We start from the raw sequence: 23,097 nt of genomic DNA, 5'->3' as shown, positions 1-23,097 counted from the left end.
ATTACATGAACACCAAGCCGTTGCAAACTCCTCCGAAACTCGCCAAGGACGCCTTGCGCATAGTCCCCTTGGGCGGACTGGGCGAGATTGGCCGGAACATGACGGTGTTCGAGTTCGGCGGGAAGCTGCTGATCGTGGACTGCGGCGTCTTGTTCCCCGAGGAGCAGCACCCGGGCGTGGACCTGATCCTGCCCGACTTCTCCTACATCCGCGAACGCCTCAACGACGTCGTCGGCATTGTCCTCACCCACGGGCACGAGGACCACATTGGTGGCGTGCCGTACCTGCTGAAGGAACGCGCCGACATTCCCGTGATCTCCGCGAAGCTGACGCTGGCCTTCGTGAAGACCAAGCTGCAGGAACACCGCCTGAACGCCAAGATGGTGCAGGTCAAGGAAGGCGACCGGAAGAAGTTCGGTCCGTTCGACCTGGAATTCCTGGCCGTCAACCACTCCATCCCGGACGGACTGGCCGTGGCCATCCGTACCGGCGCCGGGCTGGTGCTGGCAACCGGCGACTTCAAGATGGACCAGTTCCCGCTGGACCGCCGGATCACCGACCTGGCCGGTTTCGCGCGGCTGGGCGACGAGGGCGTGGACCTGTTCCTGCCGGATTCCACCAACGCCGAAGTTCCGGGTTTCCTCGCTGCCGAGGCCGATCTGGTGCCGGCAATCGATACGGTCATGCGCACCGCCCCGCGCCGCGTGATCGTCTCCAGTTTCGCCAGCCACGTGCACCGCATCCAGCAGGTCATCGACGTGGCACACAAGTACGGTCGCAAGGTCGCTTTCGTAGGCCGGTCCATGGTGCGCAACATGACGACGGCGCGCGAGCTCGGCTACCTGAACATCCCGCGCGGTGTGCTGGTGGACTTCAAGGAACTGGAGAAACTGCCGCCCACCAAGGCCGTGCTGATCTGCACCGGCTCGCAGGGCGAGCCGATGGCGGCACTGGCACGCATGGCCGGCGGCGATCACATGATCGACCTGACCGAGGGTGACACCGTGCTGCTGGCCTCCTCGCTGGTGCCCGGCAATGAGTCGTCGATTTACCGGTTGATCAACGACCTGACCAAGCGCGGCGCCAACGTAGTCCACAAGGGCAACGCCAAGGTCCACGTCTCCGGCCACGCCTCCGCCGGCGAGCTGGTCTACTGCTACAACCTGGTCCGCCCGAAGAACGTGCTCCCCGTGCACGGCGAGCACCGCCATCTGAAGGCTAACGCGGAACTGGCCGTCCGCACCGGCGTGGACCCGAAGCGGGCGCTGATCGGCGAAGACGGCATAGTGGTGGACCTCAAGGACGGCGTGGCACGGGTCTCCGGGCAGATCGCCGCCGACTACGTCTATGTGGAGAACATGGTGGCCGGGGCGGCCACCGAAGCCTCCTTGCAGGACCGGCTGCGGCTGGCCGAAGACGGCGCCGTCACCGCGCTGCTGATCGTCAACCCGGACACCGGGCGGCTTGAGGAAGAGCCGGAGTTCTTCCCGGTCGGCTTCGCCCCGGCGGTCGAGCAACTGGAGAAGGCCACCGGCATCGTCGAGAAGACGCTGATGCAACTGCGCGGCGACAAGACCGGCCCGGACGCCGAGAAGGCGATCGCCCAGGCCCTGATCCGCTGGTCCGACCGCGCGCTGCGGCGCAAGCCCGTGGTCACGGTCATCATCGTGGAGGCGTAGCCGGCCGGATTCGCCACAGCGAAGAAGCGGGAGGGACGGACGGGCACGGGCCCGTCCGTCCCTTCACCTTTAAAGCCCTCCCGCCTCCGGCTCACGGGGGCCGGGGGCCGGCGAGTTCCGGCAGTTGCTGGAGTTCCTGGTCACCGGCGCTCCTTCTGCCGTGCATCAGCCGTTGGCCGCCGGCTTCCCCGGGCGGCTAGCCTGCCCGAAAGCGGCCCCAGGACGATAAGCGAGGCCCAGGTGAGCTTTCCTGCTGTCCCGCCTGCGGTGAAGGCCACCGGAATCGATATCGCGAAAACCAGCGGCGGTACGAGGGAATCGAGCACGAACGCCCGATGCTGCCTGCGGTTCATCGGCTCGATCTCGAGGCGGTTCCGGCGGGCAATTTCGAAGATGGCCAGCTGGGCCAAGGCTGCCAGCGCAAGGTTGGCCGCGTACAGCACTGTCGACAGTGCCAAGGGCGATGTCTCGGGGTCGCTGATGCCCTGCGTGGTGAACGGGATCAGGATGACGAATGAGGCAGCCACCAAGTTCGCCGTCGTCGTTGCGGAATCAAGAGCCGAGAGCCGTTGTATCAGGCGGAGGTTTATCCGCCAGAACACGGCGATCACCACGAAGCTCAGGACGAAACCGGCAAGCTGATGCACGAGGCCGGAGCCCGCCAGCGACCGGAGGTCTTGCCATGCCTCCGGCGAAGGAGCATCCAAATTGGTGATCAGCAGCGTGATGGCGAATCCGTAGATTACGTCGTAAAAGCCGATGCCGCGGTCAAACTCGCTGGACTCGCGGGCCAACATGGCGGAATTGCGCTCCAGCGGTTCGGAACGTTCCGCGGAGTCTTCGGGGCCCGCGCCGTGTGCGGGCGGTTCGACGTCCCGGGATGGTGCCACGAGATCAGCGTGGCGCAAACCGTGGACACCATGCAATGGGCGGAAGGCGCGACGGCGGCGTCCGCCTCAGGTCGCGACTGCGGCCCGCTGGTGTGCGCACCGCCGTCGTTGTTGGCGCAGTGGCGCAGCGCGGAATGCACCGCGCCACTGCTGGCGAGACCGGTTACGGAACCGGGATCGTCCCCGCGTAGTCGGTGTTGTACCCGGTGACCGGCTGATGCGGGATCTCCTCCCAGCGGTCGGCGTCCTCCTGCTGGACTTCGCCGGTGGCCAGGCCCAGGAGCAGTTCCTTCATGGCGAGCAGGTTCTGCCTGACGCTCTTGCCCCTGGCCTTCTGGCCGAGGCTGCCGTCTGAGGTGTTGCCGGATGTCTCGAAGAAGACCACGGGGTTGGAGTGGCCCTCCGGGTTCAGGCCCTGATAGTCCAAACCAAGCATCATCGCCGAGGACACGCCGCCCTTGATGTCGATCTCCAGGCCGTTGCCCACCTGGTAGCGGTCCATGTTGATGGAACCGTACTTGGAGAGTTCGTCGTAGACGTGGACGTGCATCTGGCGGGTCAGTTCGTCGTAGGCCCCGCCTTCGATCCCCGGCAGGGTCGGGCCGCCCGGGGCGAGCGAGATGCCCAGCGACAGCGTGACATCGTCGCCGGTGCCCCATTCCTTCTTCAGGCCCTGGTGGTGAATGTCGATGCCGTAGGCCGGCTTCACGTCGGTCCAGTACTCGTAGAAGGCCAGCGACTCGTCTGCCACGAACCCGCCGGGCGTCCAGTCCCGGTTTAGGTCGATCCGCTGTTCCCGCCCGTTCGCGCCGAACTCCGGCAGATCGGCTGCCTGGTCCCAGAGAACCGTGTGGCGGATGTTTGCCTCTGATCCGTCCGGGTTGTACATCGGGATGAAGTGGAAGGTGAACTTCTCGCGCAGCAGCTGATAGTCAGCCGAACCGTTGGTGCCCAGGTCCTTCAGCAGCGACAGGATCGACTCGGTGCCGTAGGGTTCGTTGCCGTGGATGCGGCCCTGGATCCACACATGCTCGGCGCCGGTGCCGACGGTGGCCACCCAGAGGTCGCGGCCCTGCTCGGACTTGTTGACCTGCGTGCCCGCTTCCTCGAGCGTGAAGGCGTCCACGCCGAAGCGGCTGTTCTTTTCCAGCTTCCGCAGTTCCTTTACGAGGTCGTCGTAAGTCAGGATGCTGGCGGTATTGGTCTTGCCCTCGGTAGAAGGGAAGTTGGCATCGGCAAGGACCGGGGTGGCTGCACTGAAGGGAATAACGACGGCGAGGGCCGCCGCCGCGGCCAGGCTGCGGTAGCGCCGGGGCTTGGTCGAACCGTGGTTGGTGCTGCTCTTGGGCTGGTGCGTCACTGCATGTCCTCCAAAGGTTGAGCGATTCATGCGCCAGCGCAGCCAAGTACTGCGGCTGCGCTGGCGGGATCGACAGCTCGAGAGAACTGCCGGTAACGAGACGCTAGCCGTGGTTCCCGGGATTGCGCCAGAGTCCAGGGTCGGATTTTGGCGTATAGATCCGAAATTGCGGCAGAGACGTGCAACTGCCCGTGACCGCTGCCCTCCGGTGCGGGGAAGCACGCGCCGCTGCCTGCCGTCGCGGCACGGCTTCCCGCCGATGCGGACAGGGGCTAACCTCGACGTGTGACTCCTGAGGAGCTGGCCAATCTGGCGCATCTGCGCCGGGCACGGGACCTGATCGACCGGGACTTTGCCCGGCCGCTCGATGTGCCGACGATGGCGGCGAAGGCGCTGATGTCGCCGGCGCATTTTTCGCGTCGCTTTAAGGCCACCTACGGGGAGACGCCGTACAACTACCTGATGACCCGTCGGATCGAACGTGCGATGGCGCTGCTGCGCGCCGGCGCGAGCGTCACGGACGCCTGCATGCAGGTGGGCTGTACCTCGCTGGGATCGTTCAGCACGCGGTTCACCCAACTGGTGGGCGAAACCCCCAGCGCCTATCGCAGCCGGGAGCATCCGGCGGCCGAGGCCATGCCGCCATGCATCGCGAAGCTGCTCACCCGGCCCGTGGACCCGAGATCGAGCAGGAATGAAGAAGCGGCAACTCCGGCCCCGGCGTAGTTTTGCCGCATGACTATTTCACTCCAGTACTGCAACATCACGGTGAACGATCCGGCGGAATCCATCCCGTTCTACCGGGACGGCCTCGGGCTTGAGGTCCGCAACGACGTCGCGAACGACGGCTTCCACTGGATCACCATGGGCAGCCCCGACCAGCCCGAACTGGAGCTGGTGCTGTCCGCACCCCACGCCGGGCGCTCGCAGGCCGACGGCGACCAGCTCCAGGAGCTGCTGGTCAAGGGCGTCCTTCCCATGCTCGTGTTCCGCACGGATGACCTGGACGCTGCGTTCGAACGGCTGGTGTCGATCGGGGCAGAGGTTTTGCAGGAGCCCATGGACCAGCCGTGGGGACCGCGCGACTGCGCCGTAAGGGACCCATCGGGCAACATGATCCGCATCAACCAGGACAAGTAACTCCACACCCGGAACGACGACGGCGGCTCACCTCGCACGGCGCGCGGCCGCCGTCGTCCTGCACACCGGAAGGCGGCCGCGGGTCATTTGTCCGCGACGGGCGCCGCGTGCGGCAGCAGCGAGGACGGGGCCGCTCCGACCATTACTTCCACGGCGCGGGCGAGGTGGGTGTGCCGGTCGCTGACGCCGTTCCAGCGAACCAGCCCTTGGGCATTCAGCCCGTCGATCATGCCCAGAACCTGCCAGGCCACGGTTTCCGCGTCCGGCGTCGTGAACTCACCGGCGGCAACGCCCGCCTCGAGCAGCTCCCGGATCACCGCCTGCCAGGCATCCATCTGTGCGCGCACGCTCACTGCCAGCGCCTCGTTGCGGCGGCCCAAGGACCACGCTTCCACCCACACCGCCGTGACATCGAGCCGGCGGTCGTCCAGGAGCGTGTCGAGCAGCAGGCCCAGGCCCTGCCGCGGCGTGGGCCGCCCTGCCACCATGGCCTGCACCTCATCGATTTCCGCGGCCACGATGGAGGTGAAGGCTCCGGCCACCAGGACGTCGATGGTGGGGTGGTAGTGCGCCACCAGGCCCGGGGCTACCCCGGCCCTGCCCCCCACGTTGCGCAGGGTGATCGCAGAAAGGCCCTGCTCGAGCCCGATGGCCCGGGCTGCTTCGGCGATTTCCGCGGCACGCTCGGCGGGCGCCTTGCGCGGGGTCCGTTTAGGTGTGCTTGACATCACAGAACAGTCTAGAGTAGCTTCGCTCCATTATTGATCATGCGATCAACAAGGCGGGCGGACGTCCCTTCCTGTTCCTGACGAGACGGAGGCCTCTGTGGTTTGGAGAATGCCGGCGGAAACCGATCCCCACGAGCGCACCTGGATGGCGTTTCCCCGGGCCGGCCTGACGCTGGGCGCGGATGCGGCCTCGGCCGAGGAAGCCTACGGTGCCTGGGCCGCGGTGGCGCACGCCGTCGCGGAGTTCGAACCCGTTGTCATGGTGGTCGACCCGACGGAACGGAAGCGCGCCGGCCGCTTGCTGGACAGCGGCATCGACCGGCACGAGGAACCGCTGGACGAGTTCTGGATGCGGGACATCGGCCCGACCTTCGTGGTCGACGACGAGCGGCCGGACGTGCTCGGAGCGGTGGACTGGACCTTCAATGGCTGGGGCGCCCCGGCCTGGGCCGAGTGGGAGAAGAGCCGCGGCATCGGCAGCCTTGTCGCCGCGCAGGCCCACGCCGAACTCGTCACCTCCCTGCTGGTGAACGAAGGCGGCGCCATCCACGTTGACGGCGAGGGCACGGTGCTGGTGACCGAAACCGTGCAGCTGGATCCGGATCGGAATCCGTATGCGGACAAGGGACGGGTTGAGGCGGAACTGGCCCGCACCCTTGGCGCCACGCATACCGTGTGGGTACCGCGGGGACTGACCCGTGACTACGAGCACCTGGGCACGCGCGGGCACATAGACATGGTGGCCACGCTGCCCTCGCCCGGACGGATCCTGCTGCATAGGCAAAACAACCCGGCACACCCCGACTTCGACGTCAGCCGCTCCCTGCGGTCCTTCTTCGAGACCCAGATCGACGCGGCAGGAAAGCCGTTCGACATCGTTGAGTTGCCCGCTCCGGACACCCTGAAGGACGAGGAGGGTTTCGTCGACTGGAGCTACGTCAACCACCTCGTGGTCAACGGCGGCGTGATTGCCTGCGGTTACGGGGAGGAACGTGCGGATGCGCTGGCAGCCGAAATCCTTGCCGAGGCCTATCCGGGCCGCCGCGTGGTCACGGTGGACGCGCGGGCGATACTGGCCCGCGGCGGCGGAATCCACTGCATCACGCAGCAGCAACCCAAGCTTGGCGCGAAGGCGGCAGGATGAGCCGGTTCGACGTGGTGGAGGCTTCGATTGCGCAGCTGCGCGAGGCGCTGCAAACGGGGCAGGCGACCAGCGAGGAACTCACGCATGCGTACCTGGAACGCATCGCCGCCTACGACCACGGCGGCATCCGGCTGAACGCCGTCGTCGTCATGAATCCCGCGGCGCTCGCGGACGCCCGCGCTTCCGACCGGCGGCGTTCCCGCGGAGAAACCCTGGGACCGCTGGACGGTATTCCCTACACGGCGAAGGACAGCTACCTGGCCCAAGGCCTCACCGCCGCCGCAGGCTCGCCCGCCTTCGAGCACCTGGTGGCCCGGCGCGACGCGTTCGCCATCGAAAGGCTGCGCGCGGCAGGGGCGGTGCTCCTGGGACTCACCAACATGCCGCCGATGGCCAACGGGGGCATGCAGCGGGGTCTCTACGGACGTGCCGAAAGCCCCTACAACCCCGACTTCCTGACGGCCGCCTTCGGCTCCGGTTCATCCAACGGATCGGGAACCGCGACGGCGGCAAGTTTCGCCGCCTTCGGCCTCGCCGAGGAAACCTGGTCCAGCGGCAGGGCGCCCGCGTCGAACAACGCGTTGTGCGCCTACACCCCGTCGCGCGGCATCATCTCCGTGCGGGGCAACTGGCCGCTGGTTCCCACCATGGACGTAGTCGTGCCGCACACCCGGACCATGGCGGACCTGCTGGAAGTGCTGGACGTGATCGTGGCGGACGATCCCGAAACGCGCGGCGACTTCTGGCGCCTGCAGCCCTGGGTGCCCATCCCCGCCGCCTCGTCGGTCCGGCCCGCGTCCTACCCGGCCTTGGCGCCCCGCGGACTGCAGCAGGCACGGGACGCGCTGCAGGGAAAACGCTTCGGCGTGCCCCGCATGTACATCAACGCCGACCCCGATGCCGGCACCAGTGAACACCCCGGCATCGGCGGTCCCACCGGGCAGCGGATCGAGACCCGGGCCTCCGTCATCGAGCTGTGGGAAGCAGCCCGCCGGGACCTCGAGGCCGCGGGGGCCGAGGTGGTTCCCGTGGATTTCCCGGTCGTCTCCAACTACGAGGGCGACCGGCCCGGTGCCGCGAAAATCGGCACCCGCGGCCTGGTCAGTCCGGAGTACCTGCGGCGGGAGATCCTGGATCTCTCCGCGTGGGCGTGGGAGGACTTCCTCGCGGCCAACGGGGACCCGGCGCTCCGGACCCTGGCCGACGTGGATGGGTCGAAGATTTTTCCGCATCCGCCCGGAGCCCTGCCGGACCCCTACGACGATTTCGACGACATCGCGTCCTATCCGGCGCACGTGCAAGAACACGGCGTTGCCTCGTTCACCGACATCCCCCATCTCGAGGAGGGGCTGCGGGGACTCGAGGAAACCCGCCGGGTGGACCTGGAAGCCTGGCTGGACCACCACGCGCTGGACGCCGTCGTCTTCCCTGCGGTGGCGGACATCGGTCCCGCGGACATGGACGTTAATCCGGCTTCGGCGGAGCTCGGCTGGCGCAACGCCGTCTGGGTGGCCAACGGGAATCTCGTCCCGCGCCACCTGGGCATTCCCACCGTTACCGTTCCCATGGGCACGACGGCGGACATCGGCATGCCCGTGGGACTGACCTTCGCGGGGCGGGCCTATGACGACAACGCCCTGTTGGCCGTGGCGGCCGCCTTCGAGGCGACCGGCGCCCGCCGCACCGAGCCGCCCCGGACCCCGCGCCTGGGCTGAGGGGCAGGACCAGTCCACAAGGCGCTCAACGGCGGGTGGTGCCCCGCCACATGTCCGGGCGGCTACTGCCCGGGCAGCGCCTGGACAACGAGGAACATGGCGCCGGTCGGGTCGGTCAGGGTGGCGACGCGGCCGAAGGGCGTGTCTTCGGCGGGTTGGACCACGCTCCCGCCCAGGGCCGTGGCCTTTTCGACCGCCGAGTCCGTGTCCTCGACGGCGAAGTAGATGCGCCAGTGCGCGGGGACGCCCTCGGGCAGCCAGGCGCCGGCGTCCATGATGCCTGCCGCCGCGGTGTCGCCGGAGCCGAGCGTGGTGTAGCGGAACTCGTCGGTGTCGCTCATGACGTCCGTGTCCCAGCCGAACACGTCCTGGTAGAACTTCACGGTGGCGGGGTAGTCGCGGGTGAAGAGTTCGTGCCAGGCGGGGGAGCCCGGCTCGGCGGCCAGCTGGTAGCCGGTATGGCCGGCGAATTCCCAGAGGCCGACGGCGGCCCCTCCCGGGTCGGCGATCATGCCCATCTTGCCCTGCTCCGGGACGTCCATCGGCTCCATGTAGACCTGGCCGCCGTGGGCCGCGGCGATGCTGGTGATGGCGTCGATGTCGTCCACCCGCAGGTAGGTGCTCCACGTGTCCGGGTTGCCGGCCTCCTGGCTCTGCATGATGCCCGCAACAGTTTTGCCGTCCTTGAAGGCCATGATGTAGCCGCCGTACGTCTCCTGGTCTCCGGTCTCATAGGTCCAGCCGAAAAGCTCCGTATAGAACTGCTTGGCTCTCTCCGGATCGGAGGTCATCAGATCCACCCAGCAGGGTGCACCGGGGGCGATGGTGGGCTTGGGCATGGCTGGCTCCTGTTCCGCGGGGTGGGTGGAAACAAGCGCGAGCCTACTCGGGGCCGGCAGCGGCGGCAATGGTTGCGGCCCGCCGATGCCACGGAGGGAGCGCGCCTCAGTCCCGGTTGTCCTGCCGGGCCAGGAAGCGCTCTACCCTGCGGTCAGGAATCAGCCACAGCGCTGCCACACAGGTGTAGGCGGCGATGCTGATCAGGGGGTGCAGCAGTGCCGCGCCGATGCCGAGAATGTAGATGACAGGGGAAAGCTTTGCCTTCCAGTCCCGGCCCAGCGCCTGAGCCAACGCGCCGTCCTTACCCTGCCGGCTGATGAGGCAGCTTTCGAGGATGTAGTAGGCGACGGCGGCCAGGAGCAGGTTCGACCCGTAGACCAGGACCGGCACGGCGACGAAGCCCGATTCGTCCACCCACCGGGTGGAGAACGGGAACAGGGACAGCCAGAAGAGCAGGTGCAGGTTGGCCCAGAGGACGGCGCCGTTGATTTTTCCGGCCAGATGGAGCATGTGGTGGTGGTTGTTCCAGTAGATCCCGACGTAGACGAAGCTCAGGACGTAGCTGAAGAACCCCGGGGCCTGGTCGAAAAGGGCGGCCCAGGTTGGTTCTTCAGGCACATGGAGCTCCAACACCATGATGGTGATGATGATCGCCATCACGCCGTCGCTGAAGGCTTCCAGCCGGCCTTTGTTCATGACAAAACGACCCTGCACCGAATCATCGTCGCTCCAGGCGCCGGTAGGAAGTGCGTGATCCCGTTAGGGCGTGAAGGACTCCGCCGGCACGTACCCCTCGCCGGTGTGCTCCTGGACCTGCACCTCGGAAATCGGGGCCATGTTGGTGGTGGTGTCCACGCTCAGTCCGTCGAGCAGCAGCGGCGGCTCGAAGCCCTTGACGTTGCGGACCGCTTCCACCAGGGCCTCGTGGGTCGGCTCGGCCATGTTCTTGAACGCCTCCTCGAGGGTGGCCGCGGTGGCGTAGCCCCAGAGGCAGTGCGGGATGATCTGGTCGGCGGTATCCGGGGCGTACTCCTCGATGTCGGCCAGGAACTGCTTCACTTCCTCGTCGTCGGTCTGCGTGGGTTGCTTGGTGAAGCCGGTGCTGTACACGTTCGGGAAGGCGCTGGCATTGCCCGGTTCCAGGACGTCCCGCTCGTTGGCGGCGACGGCAGCCAGGAAAATGGACGGGGTCCAACCAAGGTCCTGGGCGCGGACCATCGACGACGCCGTCAGCGCCGGCACCGTGTTGGCCGAGAAAAAGACGTCGGCCTCGCTGTCCGCCAGCTGGGCCATCTGCGCGTCCACGGTCGGGTCGCCCGGTTCGAACGTGGCCCGCTGGACGATCTCCACCTCCGAGCCTTCGATGGCGTCCTCAAGCCCGGCGACAAACTCGTTGCCGGCGTCGTCGTTCTGTTCCAGCACGGCGACGGTCACGGCGTCGCCGGAATCCACCAGGAACTTGCCGAAGGAGTTGCCTTCGGCGTAGTAGGTGGGCATCCAGCCGATGGTCCACGGGTTGGCCTCGGGGTCTTCGCTGAACACCGAGTCTCCGGAGGCCACGAACACCTGCGGGAACTCTTCCTCGGTGGCCACCGGCATGACGGCCAGGTTGGTCCGGGTGCCCAGGCCGTTGACGTTGGCGAAGACGCCCTCGGCGATCATCTGCCGGAAGTTCGCCACGGCGCGGCCGGGATCGTAGGCGTCGTCGTACGCCTTGAGCTCCACCTTGCGGGTCTTGCCGTCACCGAATTCCACGCCGCCGTCGGCATTGGCCGCGCCGAAGTAGGCCTCCATGCCCGCGACCAGGCAGCTGCCCGGCGCTCCGGCCACACCGCTGAGCGAGGTGGTGCTGCCGAGCAGGATGCTGGTGTCGGTGATGCCCTGTTGGGCTGCGCCGCCGCCTTCGGTTGCGCCCGGGCTGCCCTCGGGCGAGTTGCCGCCGTCGCCCCGGCCGCATCCGCTGAGCGCGATGGCGAGGGCTGCCGCGGCGGCCACGGCACCCTTGGCGCCGCGTCCGATCTGCCGTGTTCGCATTGTTTTCTCCTTAGCCTTGTGGGCCTTGTGCTGGGTGGAAAAGCCGGCCCCCTGCCGGCTCACATCGCGGTGGTGGTCGGGGTATGGACTTCCGGGCCGGTGTCCGGAGCCTTGGTTCCGGCCTCCGGCTCGGTGCGTTTGCGGCGCATCCGCCGCAGCAGCGCCGGCAGGGTCACCAGCCCGCCGGGGGCCAGGAACAGGATGACCAGCAGGGCGGCGCCGTAGATGATCGGCGTGTGGGAGGGGTCGATTTGCCCGGCCAGGACCGGAATGAAAACGAAGAAAAGCCCGCCGAGCAGGGATCCGACGATGCTGGCCGACCCGCCGATGATCATGGCCGCCAGCATGTTGATGGAAACCACGAAGCTGAGGGTGGCGGGGGACATGTACTGCACGGCGGCCAGGTAGAGGAAGCCCGCGACCCCGCCGTACAGGGACGCGACGGTGAACGCGAGGACTTTGTACCGGTAGTTGGAGACGCCCATCGCGGTGGCCACGGCCTCGTTCTCGCGCACGATGGCGAAGGCCCGTCCGATCCGGCCACGGGTCAGGTTGGCCGCCAGCAGGAAGAGCACGGCGGCGATGCCGAGCACCACGTAGTACCGCCACTGGTCGTCGGCCAGGCCGCTCCAGTCCGGGGCGTTCATCCACTGCACGGTGATGCCGACGGAGCCGCCGGTAAAATCATCCAGCCGCTTGGCCAGCCGGTCCGCGATGATCGGCAGCGAGATGGTGACCATGGCCAGCGACACGCCGCGCAGCCGGACCGCGGGAAGGGCGACCAGGAAACCGACGACGGCGGGGATCAGGGCGGCGAGCACGAAGGTCAGCAGCACCGGCCAGCCCTCGGTGACGCCGTACGCGGTGACGTAGGCGCCCAGCCCCACGAACGCGCTCTGGCCCAGCGAGATCTGCCCGGCGTAACCGGTCACGAGGTTGAGCCCCAGGATCGCGACGGCAAAGGCGGCCACCACGGTCAGCTGGTAATTCACATACGGAATGAGCTGCAGCGGTGCCAGGACCGCCACCACCAGCACGACGACGGCGGCCGCGATCCGGAACCAGCGCGAGGCGAACACCTGGCGCCTCATACCCGCACCACCTCTTTCTGTCCGAAGAGGCCCTGGGGCCTGACCAGCAGCACGATGAACATGGCGACCAGCGGCACGGCGATCTTCAGGTCATCGCCGATGAAGCCGATGTAGGCGCCGGCGAGGTTCTCCACCACGCCGATCAGGCCGGCGGCAACCACCGCGCCCAGCGGGCTGTTCAGACCGCCCAGGATGGCGGCGGCCAGGGCGTAGACCAGCACCTGGTCCAGCATGTGCGGGGACAGGAAGACCTTCGGGGCGATCAGCACGCCGGCGATGGCGCCCAGCACCGCCGCCAGGGCCCAGCCCACCATCAGCAGCCGGCCCACCGGGATGCCCGAGAGGGCGCTGGACTCCGGGTTGTCCGCCACCGCCCGCAGGGCCAGGCCGAGCTTGGTCTTCTTGAACAGCAGCTGCAGCGCCAGCACCACCAGCAGCAGCACGACGATGTTGCCCAGCGACTGGTAGCTGATGAAGGCCCCGGCGACCTGGAAGGTGCCCAGCGGGAAGAGCGAGGGGAACTGCTGGGAGTTGTAGCCCCAGAACAGGCCGGCCAGCCCGGTGAACAACACCAGCAGGGCGACCGTGACGATGATGGCGGTGTCGGGCAGCCCGCGCTCGAAGCGCCGCATGATCAGGCGCTCCACCCCGGCGCCCAGCGGCGCGGAGACCAGAATGGCCAGCGGAATGGCCAACGCCGGCGGGACGCCAGCCTGCCACAGGGTCCAGGCCAGGAAGGTGGAGAACACCGCCATGGCGCCCTGCGCAAAGTTGATCAGCCCGGTGGCCCGGTTCACCAGGACGATGGCCAGCGCCAGGGCGGCGTAGATGGCCCCGTTGCCCAGGCCGTCGATGATGAGCTGCAGGAACAGCGAATCCACGGCTCACCCTCCCAGGTACGCTTTGCGGATGGCGTCCATGCCCATGAGCTCTTCGCGCGGTCCGGACAGCACGGTGTGCCCGGTTTCCAAAACCGTGGCCTCGTCCACGATGGAGAATGCCAGGGCGGCGTTCTGTTCCACCACCACCATAGACAACCCCGTTTCGGTGCGCAGTTTGGTGATCGCTGCGTAGACCTGGCTGGCGGTGCTGGGGGCCAGCCCTAGGGACGGCTCGTCCAGCAGCACGAGTTTGGGGCCGGACATGAAGGCGCGGCCGATCGCGAGCATCTGCTGCTCACCGCCGGACAGCGCGGCGGCGGGGGTCTTGCTCCGCGCCGCGAGCTGCGGGAAGAGATCGAAGTAGTGGTCCCGGTCGGCGGCGACCCCGCGTTGGTCCTTGCGCCGGTAAGCACCGACCAGCAGGTTGTCCTGCACGCTGAGGTTGGCCAGGGTGCCGCGGTCCTGCGGCACGTGGGCAATGCCCAGCCGGGCCACCTGGTCGGGCCGCATCCCGGTGATCCTGCGGCCCTCGAAGGTGATGTCCCCGCTGGTCTTGACCATCCCGCTGATGGTGCGCAACGTCGTGGTCTTGCCGGCACCGTTGGCACCCAGGATGCCGGTCGCACCGCCGTCGGCCACGCTCAGGTCGATGCCGTGCAGCGCCATGGCCCGGCCGTACCAGGCGCGCACGTTGGTCAGTTCGAGGAGACCCATTACGCCGCCCCCTGCCCGAGGTAAGCCTCGATCACCCGCGGGTCCTGCCGGACCTCGGCCGCCGTGCCCTCCGCCAGCTTCCGCCCCTGGTTGAGCACCGCCAGGCGGTCCGTCACCGCGGAAATCAGGCCCATGTGATGTTCGACGACGACGATGGTCAGCTCGAATTCCGCGCGCAGGTTCCTGATCCAGCCGATCAGGTCCTCGACTTCCGCGTGGGAAAGCCCGGCGGCCGGCTCATCCAGCAGCAGCAGTTTGGGCTGGCTCAGCAGCGCCCGGCACAACTCCACGCGCTTGCGGAAGCCGTGGGCCAGCTCGCCGGCCGGCAGGCGGGTGGCCCAGTCCAGGTCCAACCGCGCAAGAACGTCATGCGCCTGCCGCCGGAGCGTACGCTCGCCGCGGACGGCGTGCGGGAGCCGGAGCGCCCAGGACAGCGCGCCGCCGGACAACCGCGAGTGGCCGCCGAGGAGCACGTTGTCCAGCACCGTCTTGTCCAACTGCAGCGCAGGATGCTGAAACGTGCGGGCCAGCCCCAACCGCGCCAGGGCGGACGGTGCCCGGGAGAGGACGTCCGCGCCGTCGATGCCGATGGACCCCGACGACGGCTTGTAATGCCCGCTGACGCAGTTGAACAACGACGTCTTGCCGGCGCCGTTGGGGCCAATGAGCCCGAAAACCGTCGACGGTTCCACCTCGAACGAAACAGAATCCAACACCTTGATGCCGCCAAAGTGCAGAGAAACATCCTCGACGGTCAGCCTGGCCGTCATGGCCGCACACTCTCTGCCATACGCCACATGGACTCAACGCTTCCTGGAGGCGGGAGACTGCTCAATTCCGGCGCCGTTGGCCGGCTGCTGCTAACAAGAATGTTGACACTGAAGCTAACGATGTGATCTATCTCATGTCAAGGCGGTTACGGGAACGTTAGGGCCGCCGTCGCAAGGCAGGGGAAACAACAGGCGTTCGGCGGCTGCCAGGGCTGCACCGCGGAAAGGCGGACACGATGTCCGGCTCCATCCCGTATCTCTTCAGGGGACACCGCCACGCTCCCGAAGAGCGCGGCGGCCGTCCGCCACAGCCGCGGACCGAACATCTGCCGGGCATGGTCATCGAGCGCGACGTCGCCGTGACCGCGTCGTCCGGCGCCGTGATCCGCGTAGATGTGTACCGGCCGGACGGCGCTGAGCCCGCCGCTCCGCTGGTCAGCTGGTCGCCGTACGGAAAGCACATCACCGAGCAGCTGGGAGTGGTCCGCCCCACCAGCGGCGTGCAGGCCGGTTACACCAGCGACCTGACGACCTTCGAGGCGCCGGATCCCGCCTACTGGGTGCCGCACGGCTACGCCGTCGTCGTGGCCGACATCCCGGGCACCTGGTACTCGGAAGGCGCGGCAACCTACTGCTCTCCGGAAGAAGCCAGAGACTTCTACGACCTGATCGAGTGGGCCGGCGGGCAGGAATGGAGCAGCGGCAAGGTCGGGCTGTCCGGCGTCTCCTACCTGACCGTGTCCCAGTGGCGCGTGGCGGAACTGAACCCGCCGCACCTTGCCGCGATCAACCCCTGGGAAGGCTGGACCGACACCTACCGGGAAGTGGCGCGCCACGGCGGCATCCCGGAAACGTGGTTCTGGCCCTACATCTGGGAACGCTGGGGGTACGCCACCGGCCCCATCGAAGACCTGCAAGCCGAAACGGCCGCGCACCCGTTCTACGACGCCTTCTGGGAGTCCAAGAGCGCCGACCTGGAGAAGGTCACCGTCCCGGCGTTCGTCGTCGCCAGCTGGTCGGACCAGGGGCTGCACACGCGGGGGACCCTGGAGGGCTTCCGCCGGATCGCCTCCGAGCAGAAATGGCTTTACGTGCACGGCCGGAAGAAGTGGGCGGAGTACTACCGCCCCGACATGGTGGAGCAGCAGCGGATCTTCTTCGACCACTTCCTCCACGGGCGGGACGGCGGCCTGGCGGACTGGCCGCCGGTGCGGCTGGAGGTGCGGGACCGCTACTACGCGGGGAGCACCCATGCTGCCGCCCAGTGGCCGCCGCCGCAGACCCGGTACCGCACCCTCTACCTGGATGCGGCCGGCGGTGCGCTCGCGGACGAGCCGCCCGCGGAGGAAGGCACCGCCGGCTACGACTCGCTGGCCAGCGGGCTGCGGCCGCATCGGGCTGAATTCGGTTTGGCCTTCCACGAAGAAACCATGCTCGTGGGCCACGCCAAGGCCGTGCTTTTCCTGTCGGCCCCGGACGCCGAGGACATGGACGTCTTCGTCGCACTGTTCAAGAAGGACCGGGACGGCACGGTGGTCGGCTTCCCCTACTACGCCATTTTCGACGACGGCCCCGTCGCCGTGGGCTGGCAGCGCGCCTCCCATCGCGAACTCGATCCGGACCGCTCCACCGACTACCTGCCGGTGCTGGCCCACCGGCGGGCCCTGCCGCTGCCCCAGGACGGCCCGGTCCGGCTGGAGATCGAGATCCTGCCCTCCGGTACCCGCTTCGAGGCCGGGGATACCTTGGTCCTGGTGGTGCAGGGGGCCGACGTCATGCGCTACCCCAAGCCCGACCTCTACGCCCGCCACGAGGACTCAGTCAACCGCGGGGAGCACCGCATCCACACCGGCGGGCAGTCCGCCTCGCACCTGGTGATCCCGGTGTTCACCGAAACCACCGGCTAAACGAAACAGGCGGCCGCCGCCCACGCCGCGAACCGGCCGCCAGCGGCCCCGGCCGCAGAACCAGATCACGGAATGGAGAGCGACATGCCTGCCGAAAACCTCGAGAATGCCATCCGGCGCACCGGAAACCCGGTGGAGCTGCTGCGGAACCTGCCCGCGCTGCCGATCGTCTTTCCGATCCAGCCGGAATTCACCAACTGGCGGTCGGAGCAACGTGCCTGGGAACAATCGGTCGCCTTGCTGGACCAGTCCCACCACATGACCGACCTGTACCTCAACGGGCCGGACGCCCTGACGCTGCTCAGCGACCTGGGCGTGAACAAGTTCGCAAACTTCAGGCCGAACACCGCGAAGCAGTTCGTTGCGGTCAACGAGGACGGCCACGTGATCGGTGACGCCATCCTGGCCTACCTGGCCGAGGACAGCTTCAACCTGGTGGGCCACCACATGGTCTTGGACTGGGTGCAGTTCCACCTGGAGAAGGGCGGCTACGACGCCACCACCGAGCGCGATGGCAACTCCCTGGTCCGCAAGGGCAACCCGAAGATCTACCGCTATGAGCTGCAGGGGCCGCAGGCGCTTCCGTTGGTGGAGAAGCTCATCGGTGCCCCGGTTCCCGACGTGAAGTTCTTCCACATGACCGACTTCATGATCGCGGGCTGCCGGGTCCGGGCGATCCGGCACGGCATCGCCGGCCAGGCCGGGTTCGAGGTCTTCGGCCCGTGGGAGGAGGGCGAACGCGTCCGCCAAGCCATCCTCGAGGCGGGCGAAGAGCTTGAGCTGCGCCAAGTGGGGGCGAAGGCCTACTCCACGTCCCCGCTGGGCTCCGGATGGGTGCCGACGCCGGTGCCTGCCATCTTCAGCGGGGACCGTCTCGCCGACTACCGGAAGTGGCTGCCGCTCGCGTCCGCCGGTTCGCTCGGCGGGAGCTTCGCCTCCCCGGACATCGAGGACTACTACCTGACGCCATGGGACCTGAACTACGGCCGCGTGGTCTCCTTCGACCATGACTTCATCGGTCGCGAGGCCCTGGAGCGGATGCGGGAGAACCCGGCCCGCGAAAAGGTCACCCTGGTCTGGAACAGCGACGACGTGGCCAGCGTGTTCAAGTCGCTCGGCGAAGACGGGCTGCCGGCCAAGTACTTCGACATGCCCAAGGCCCGCTACGCGTTCTACCAGGTGGACCAGGTGCTGGCAGGCGGAGAGCCCGCCGGCCTGTCCTTCGACTGCGGCTATGCGGCCAACGAGCAGGCCTTCCTCTCGCTGGCCACCCTGGAGAAGCGGCACAGCGCACCGGGCACGAAAGTGACCGTGCTCTGGGGCGAGGAGCCCAACACCCGCAAGCCCCAGGTCGAGCCGCACCGCCAGGTGGAGATCCGGGCGACGGTCGCCCCGGTGCCGTACTCCGACTTCGCGCGGAAGGCCTACCGCTCCTGACCCGGATGCGAGGCCGCGGCGTCGATGGTCAACGGGCCATCGGAGGCGGCAACGGGAGCCGGGCTGCGCCGCGGCTACTGGAACACGATGGTGCTGTTGCCGTCGCGCAGCACCCTGTCCTCGCAGTGTGCCATCACCGCACGGGACAGGACGCTGCGTTCCACATCGGCGCCCAGCCGTGCGAGGTCCTCGGCGGAATCGCTGTGCGAGACCCTGATGACGTCCTGGTCGATGATCGGCCCCTCGTCCAGGTCTTCCGTGACGTAGTGGGCCGTGGCTCCGATGAGTTTGACGCCGCGTTCCTTGGCCTTCCGGTAGGGTGCCGCACCGATAAAGGCGGGGAGGAACGAGTGGTGGATGTTGATCACCGGGACGCCCACCTCCTCCAGGAAGCCCGGAGAGATGATTTGCATGTACCGGGCCAAGACCACCAGGTCGACGTTCCCCTTCAGCAGCTCGAGGTGGCGCCTCTCCGCCGCGGCCTTGTCCTCCTTGTCCACCGGTACGTGGAAGTAAGGGATTCCGAACTGGCGGACATCCGAGCTGAGGTCGGGGTGGTTGGAGACAACCATGGCAATGTTCACCGGCAGCTCGCCCCGCCGCTGCCGCCAGAGCAGGTCCAGCACACAGTGGTCGGACTTGGAAACGAAGATCGCCACCCGCTTCTGGCGGCTGACATCCACCAGTCGCCACGACAGGTCGGGGTCGCCGGACAGTTGCTGCTCCAGGCTGTGCGCCAATTGCTCCACCCTGGCCGTGAGATGGGGCAAATGGAATACGGTCCGTTGAAAAAACCGGCCGCCTTCCGGATTGGTGGAGTGCTGATCGAGCGAGACGATGTTGGCGCCTGCCTCGGTCAGCAGGGTGGAAACGCTGGCGACGATGCCCGGCCGGTCGGTGCCCTGAACGATCAATCGCCCCTGGTCCTCTGCCGACGGCGCGCCTGCCGCCGGGGGCTTCTGCGGATAGGTGCTCATTGCGTCTCGATTCGTCGGCCGGTGCAGCGACAAATTTGTTGCCAATAACTTAGCAGGCCCGCGGCCCGGAGACGGAGGTCAAAAGTGGACGATTTTGCCGATGCGGGGTGCCTTCGGCAAGTGGAACCAGAATTGTTGACGATTCTGGTTCCCGGTGGTTGACTTCCCCTAGGACAACCACACCGGGAGGACTGTTGAGCGACACCGAGCCGGCCCTGTTGGTGGTCAGCGCGCACGCCGGAGATTTCGTGTGGCGGGCGGGCGGGGCCATCGCCGCCGCGGCACAGCGCGGCGAGCGCGCCGTCGTCGTGTGCCTGTCCTACGGCGAACGCGGCGAGTCCGCCAAGGCCTGGCGCGAAGGCAAGAAGCTTGAAGAGATCAAGGCGATCCGCCGGCAGGAGGCGGAGAACGCCGCCGCCGCGCTGGGGGCCGAGGTCCGCTTCCTGGACGCCGGCGACTATCCGCTGGTGCCCACCCGGGAACTGGTGGACGAGCTGGTGAAGATCTACCGCGAGGTCAAGCCCACGGTGGTGCTGACCCATCCGCTGGCCGACCCGTACAACGGGGACCACCCGGCCGCGGCCCGGATGGCGCTGGACGCCCGGGTGCTGGCGCAGGCCATCGGCTACGACGCCCCGGGCGAACCGCTGGGCGCCCCGCCGGTGTTCTTCTTCGAACCGCACCAGCCGGAGCAAAGCGACTTCAAGCCGAACGTGCTGCTCGACATCACCGAGGCCTTCCCGGCCAAGCGCAAGGCGATGGAATGCCTGCCGGCGCAGCAGCACATGTGGGACTACTACACGGACCTGGCCACGCGCCGCGGCGTGCAGGTCAGGCGCAACGCCGGCCCCAATCTCGGCCTCACCACCGACACCAAGGGCGAGGCCTACATGCGCTACTACCCCCAAGTGACCGGCACGCTGGCATGAAAAACGTCATTGTCACCAACCCGCCCCGCGCCGACCTGGCCGACGCCAACGCGCTCGCCGGCTTCGGCGTCGCCACGGTCCACGAAGCGATGGGCCGCACCGGATTGGCCGGCCCGCAGTTCCGGCCTATCCAGTCCGGCACCAGGGTGGCCGGCACCGCCGTTACCGTGCTTTGCTGGCCCGGCGACAACCTGATGATCCACGCGGCCATTGAGCAGTGCCGCCCCGGCGACATCCTGGTGGTCACCACCACGTCCGAATGCACCGACGGCCTGTTCGGCGAACTGTTCGCCACCGCCCTGCAGTACCGCGGCGTCCGCGGCGTGGTCACCAGCACCGGGGTGCGCGACGTGGCCGAACTGCAGGCGATGGGCTTCCCCGCCTGGTCGGCGGCAGTCCACGCCCAGGGCACGGTGAAGGCGAGCGCCGGCGCGGTCAACGTCCCCATCACCCTGGGCCGCGTCACGGTCCGCCCCGGCGACGTGATCGTGGCCGACGACGACGGCGTGGTCTGCGTGCCGCGGTTGGAAGCACCGGCAGCGATCGAGGCTTCGCAGGCGCGCCTGGACAAGGAAGAGAAGACCCGGTCCAGGTTCCAGGAGGGGACGCTGGGCCTGGACTACTACGGTTTGCGGCCGCTGCTGGAAAAGCTCGGCGTTCAGTACGTGGCGGCCGAGGACTATGATGGCTGATCACGACGGCGATGCCCGGCCGACGGGCGCGGCTGCACCTTTCGGCGCCGGCGGGGACCACGAGGGCGGCGTGCGCTGCATGCTGATGCGCGGCGGCACGTCCAAGGGCGCCTACTTCCTGGCCGAGGACCTGCCGGCCGATCCTGCCGAGCGCGACGACCTGCTGCTGCGGATCATGGGCAGCCCGGATGCCCGCCAGATCGACGGGATCGGCGGGGCACACCCGCTGACCAGCAAGGTGGCGGTCATCTCGCCGTCGACCGGTGCCCGGACCGACGTGGACTACCTGTTCCTGCAGGTCGCCGTGGACGAGGCGACGGTCACGGACAGCCAGAACTGCGGCAACATCCTCGCCGGCGTCGGCCCCTTCGCCGTCGAACGAGGCCTGCTTCCGGCACAGGGAAGCACGACGGCGGTGCGCATCCGGATGGTGAATTCGGACAGCATGGCCACCGCCACCTTCCCGACGCCCGGCGGCAGGGTGGACTACGCCGGGGACGCGGCCATCGACGGCGTGCCCGGTACCGCCGCCCCGATCACCCTGGACTTTGCCGACACGGCCGGCTCCTCCACCGGGGCGCTGCTGCCCACCGGGCAGGAAGCGGACGTGGCGGACGGCGTCGACGTCACCTGCGTGGACAACGGCATGCCCTCGGTCCTGCTGCGCGCGGCCGATCTCGGGGTCACCGGCTACGAGGACCCGGCCGAGCTGGAAGCCAACACCGCCCTGGCGGACCGGCTGGCCCGGATCCGGACTGAGGCGGCGAAGCTGATGGGCATGGGGGACGTGTCCGGCAAGACCGTGCCGAAGCTGGTGCTGCTCTCCGCACCGCGGAACGGGGGCACGGTCAACACCCGCAGCTTCCTGCCGGTGCGCTGCCACACGTCCATCGGCGTGCTCGGCGGCACCACCGTGGCGGCCGGCATCCAGCTGCCGAACGCCGTCGGACACGAACTGGCCCGGCTCCCCGCGCACGGGAGGCCGCTGCGGCTGGAACACCCGACCGGCTACCTGGACGTCGGCGCGGAACTGGCCAAAGGCCCCGCCGGCCTCACCACGACTTCCTCCACGGTGCTGCGGACGGCGCGGAAGCTGTTCGACGGCACCGTCTTTCCCCGAGACCGGGTGGCCCCGCAACCACGTGAAGGAAGAACATGACACCCCACCACCGCGATATCGCCCACCTGGGCAACATCGAACTGTTCACGGATAAATTCGACGAGAGCTACTGGTTCTTCAACGACCTGCTGGCCATGCGGGAGATCGGCCGCGCCGGGGACTCGGTCTTCCTGCGCACGTGGGACGACTACGAGAACTGGAGCATCAAGCTCACCCCGCGCCAGGCCTCCGGCGTCGGGCTGGTGGCGCACCGGGCGGCCTCACCCGAGGCGCTGGACCGGCTGGTCGCTTCGATCCGGGAGTCCGGGCAGGGCGGTCAGTGGCGGGACGGGGAATTCGGTGTCGGAGCGTCGTTCCACTTCGCGGACCCGGATGGCCACCCAATGTCCGTGTACTACGAGACCGAGTGGTACCGGGCCACGGACGACAAGCCGGCGTTGAAGAACCAGGCCTCCCGCTTCCCTGGCCACGGCGTCAACGCCCGCCGGCTCGACCACATCAACTACCTGGCCGCCAACGTGGAGGAGAACGCGAAGTTTTCCGCCGAAGTGCTCGGCCTGAAGGACAGCGAACTGATCCGGCTGGACAACGGACGCATCGCGGCCCACTGGTTCCGGTTCGGCCAGAAGTCCTATGATCTGGTCTACTCGGCGGACAACCTGGGGGCTTCCGGCCGGCTGCACCACATAGCCTTCGCCCCGGATACCCGTGAAGACATCCTCAAGGCCGCCGACATCTTCCTGGAGAACGGCATCCACATCGAGTCCGGCCCGCACAAGCACACCATCAACCAGACGTTCTTCCTGTACGTCTACGAGCCGGGCGGAAACCGCATCGAGTTCGCCAATGCCGGCGCGCGGCTCCTGCTGGCGCCGGATTGGGAGCCGGTGGTCTGGACCGAGACTGAACGGAAGAAGGGCCAGGCCTGGGGCATGCAGACCATCTCGACGTTCCATACCCACGGCACACCGCCCGTCGAGGTGCCGGACACCCACTGAGAACCGATGGGCTAGGTTATTGGCAACAACTTTGTCAGCACACTATCCAGC

At 67.8% G+C, this 23,097-nt stretch carries 22 protein-coding genes; 11 read left to right on the top strand and 11 right to left on the bottom strand.

The window, feature by feature from the left end; genetic code table 11:
* Positions 1-5: 5 nt before the first annotated feature.
* A complete protein-coding gene (locus AC5RVD_RS04745) occupies positions 6-1,679 on the top strand; it encodes a ribonuclease J (RefSeq protein ID WP_493969597.1) in 1,674 nt (557 codons plus the stop codon).
* A 140-nt stretch (positions 1,680-1,819) separates the two neighbouring features.
* Here AC5RVD_RS04745 and AC5RVD_RS04740 read toward each other — a convergent pair whose 3' ends face one another.
* Entirely contained in the window at positions 1,820-2,569 is a 750-nt protein-coding gene (locus AC5RVD_RS04740) for a TMEM175 family protein (RefSeq protein WP_494126168.1), read from the bottom strand.
* Between the two features lie 163 nt (positions 2,570-2,732).
* Positions 2,733-3,929, bottom strand: coding sequence for a M14 family zinc carboxypeptidase (locus AC5RVD_RS04735; RefSeq protein WP_494126167.1), 1,197 nt, complete (start codon positions 3,927-3,929; stop codon positions 2,733-2,735).
* 285 nt (positions 3,930-4,214) lie between these two features.
* On the opposite strand from AC5RVD_RS04735, the gene AC5RVD_RS04730 reads away from it, so the two are divergent.
* Positions 4,215-4,655, top strand: coding sequence for a helix-turn-helix transcriptional regulator (locus AC5RVD_RS04730; protein ID WP_494112087.1), 441 nt, complete (start codon positions 4,215-4,217; stop codon positions 4,653-4,655).
* 9 nt (positions 4,656-4,664) lie between these two features.
* Entirely contained in the window at positions 4,665-5,069 is a 405-nt protein-coding gene (locus tag AC5RVD_RS04725; protein WP_493977066.1) for a VOC family protein, read from the top strand.
* Between the two features lie 83 nt (positions 5,070-5,152).
* Here AC5RVD_RS04725 and AC5RVD_RS04720 read toward each other — a convergent pair whose 3' ends face one another.
* A complete protein-coding gene (locus AC5RVD_RS04720; RefSeq protein ID WP_494126166.1) occupies positions 5,153-5,797 on the bottom strand; it encodes a TetR/AcrR family transcriptional regulator in 645 nt (214 codons plus the stop codon).
* A 97-nt stretch (positions 5,798-5,894) separates the two neighbouring features.
* Between AC5RVD_RS04720 and AC5RVD_RS04715 the strand changes: the two genes are divergently transcribed.
* Together AC5RVD_RS04715 and AC5RVD_RS04710 are read left to right on the top strand one after the other, a co-directional pair.
* Positions 5,895-6,941: an agmatine deiminase family protein gene (locus tag AC5RVD_RS04715; protein WP_494126165.1), complete on the top strand. Its 1,047-nt coding sequence runs from the start codon at positions 5,895-5,897 to the stop codon at positions 6,939-6,941.
* Positions 6,938-8,656 carry an amidase gene (locus tag AC5RVD_RS04710; protein WP_494126164.1) on the top strand — a complete coding sequence of 573 codons (1,719 nt, stop codon included), beginning with the start codon at positions 6,938-6,940 and terminating at the stop codon, positions 8,654-8,656. The genes AC5RVD_RS04715 and AC5RVD_RS04710 overlap by 4 nt, the downstream gene beginning before the upstream one ends.
* A 62-nt stretch (positions 8,657-8,718) precedes the next feature.
* On the opposite strand, the gene AC5RVD_RS04705 is transcribed toward AC5RVD_RS04710, so the two are convergent.
* From AC5RVD_RS04705 to AC5RVD_RS04675, 7 genes are all read right to left on the bottom strand, one after another.
* Positions 8,719-9,495 (bottom strand): VOC family protein, encoded by a 777-nt coding sequence (locus tag AC5RVD_RS04705; protein WP_494126163.1) that lies wholly within the window; start codon positions 9,493-9,495, stop codon positions 8,719-8,721.
* A gap of 106 nt (positions 9,496-9,601) precedes the next feature.
* Positions 9,602-10,210, bottom strand: coding sequence for a TMEM175 family protein (locus tag AC5RVD_RS04700; protein WP_494126162.1), 609 nt, complete (start codon positions 10,208-10,210; stop codon positions 9,602-9,604).
* 45 nt (positions 10,211-10,255) lie between these two features.
* Complete coding sequence (locus AC5RVD_RS04695; RefSeq protein ID WP_494126161.1) at positions 10,256-11,530, bottom strand: ABC transporter substrate-binding protein; 1,275 nt, start codon at positions 11,528-11,530, stop codon at positions 10,256-10,258.
* A gap of 59 nt (positions 11,531-11,589) precedes the next feature.
* Positions 11,590-12,621 (bottom strand): branched-chain amino acid ABC transporter permease, encoded by a 1,032-nt coding sequence (locus AC5RVD_RS04690; protein WP_494126160.1) that lies wholly within the window; start codon positions 12,619-12,621, stop codon positions 11,590-11,592.
* Positions 12,618-13,502 carry a branched-chain amino acid ABC transporter permease gene (locus AC5RVD_RS04685; RefSeq protein WP_493988699.1) on the bottom strand — a complete coding sequence of 295 codons (885 nt, stop codon included), beginning with the start codon at positions 13,500-13,502 and terminating at the stop codon, positions 12,618-12,620. The genes AC5RVD_RS04690 and AC5RVD_RS04685 overlap by 4 nt, the downstream gene beginning before the upstream one ends.
* 3 nt (positions 13,503-13,505) lie before the next feature.
* On the bottom strand, positions 13,506-14,216 hold the full coding sequence (locus tag AC5RVD_RS04680) for an ABC transporter ATP-binding protein (protein ID WP_494126159.1): 711 nt from the start codon (positions 14,214-14,216) through the stop codon (positions 13,506-13,508).
* The gene (locus AC5RVD_RS04675) at positions 14,216-14,986 is read right to left on the bottom strand and encodes an ABC transporter ATP-binding protein (protein ID WP_494126158.1); all 771 of its coding nucleotides are present in this window, start codon (positions 14,984-14,986) and stop codon (positions 14,216-14,218) included. Before AC5RVD_RS04675 ends, AC5RVD_RS04680 begins: the two co-directional genes overlap by 1 nt.
* Before the next feature lie 236 nt (positions 14,987-15,222).
* Here AC5RVD_RS04675 and AC5RVD_RS04670 point away from each other — a divergent pair, with 236 nt between their 5' ends.
* On the top strand, positions 15,223-16,893 hold the full coding sequence (locus AC5RVD_RS04670; RefSeq protein WP_494126157.1) for a CocE/NonD family hydrolase: 1,671 nt from the start codon (positions 15,223-15,225) through the stop codon (positions 16,891-16,893).
* 84 nt (positions 16,894-16,977) lie between these two features.
* Positions 16,978-18,330, top strand: coding sequence for an aminomethyl transferase family protein (locus AC5RVD_RS04665; protein WP_494126156.1), 1,353 nt, complete (start codon positions 16,978-16,980; stop codon positions 18,328-18,330).
* 74 nt (positions 18,331-18,404) lie between these two features.
* Here the strand turns inward: AC5RVD_RS04665 and purU are convergent, their stop codons facing one another.
* Positions 18,405-19,307 carry a formyltetrahydrofolate deformylase gene (gene purU / locus AC5RVD_RS04660; protein ID WP_494126155.1) on the bottom strand — a complete coding sequence of 301 codons (903 nt, stop codon included), beginning with the start codon at positions 19,305-19,307 and terminating at the stop codon, positions 18,405-18,407.
* Positions 19,308-19,501: 194 nt separating this feature from the next.
* On the opposite strand from purU, the gene AC5RVD_RS04655 reads away from it, so the two are divergent.
* From AC5RVD_RS04655 to AC5RVD_RS04640, 4 genes are read left to right on the top strand one after another with little or no spacing between them, the layout of a single operon-like run.
* Entirely contained in the window at positions 19,502-20,236 is a 735-nt protein-coding gene (locus tag AC5RVD_RS04655; RefSeq protein WP_494126154.1) for a PIG-L deacetylase family protein, read from the top strand.
* On the top strand, positions 20,233-20,928 hold the full coding sequence (locus AC5RVD_RS04650; protein ID WP_493988706.1) for a 4-carboxy-4-hydroxy-2-oxoadipate aldolase/oxaloacetate decarboxylase: 696 nt from the start codon (positions 20,233-20,235) through the stop codon (positions 20,926-20,928). The genes AC5RVD_RS04655 and AC5RVD_RS04650 overlap by 4 nt, the downstream gene beginning before the upstream one ends.
* The gene (locus AC5RVD_RS04645; RefSeq protein ID WP_494126153.1) at positions 20,921-22,087 is read left to right on the top strand and encodes a 4-oxalomesaconate tautomerase; all 1,167 of its coding nucleotides are present in this window, start codon (positions 20,921-20,923) and stop codon (positions 22,085-22,087) included. The genes AC5RVD_RS04650 and AC5RVD_RS04645 overlap by 8 nt, the downstream gene beginning before the upstream one ends.
* Complete coding sequence (locus tag AC5RVD_RS04640; RefSeq protein WP_494126152.1) at positions 22,084-23,046, top strand: VOC family protein; 963 nt, start codon at positions 22,084-22,086, stop codon at positions 23,044-23,046. The genes AC5RVD_RS04645 and AC5RVD_RS04640 overlap by 4 nt, the downstream gene beginning before the upstream one ends.
* Positions 23,047-23,097: the final 51 nt, after the last annotated feature.

This window comes from Arthrobacter sp. THG-b23, from assembly GCF_059091265.1.
The sequence above is the reverse complement of the archived record's forward strand: the minus strand, read 5'-3'. Positions and strand labels throughout refer to the sequence as shown.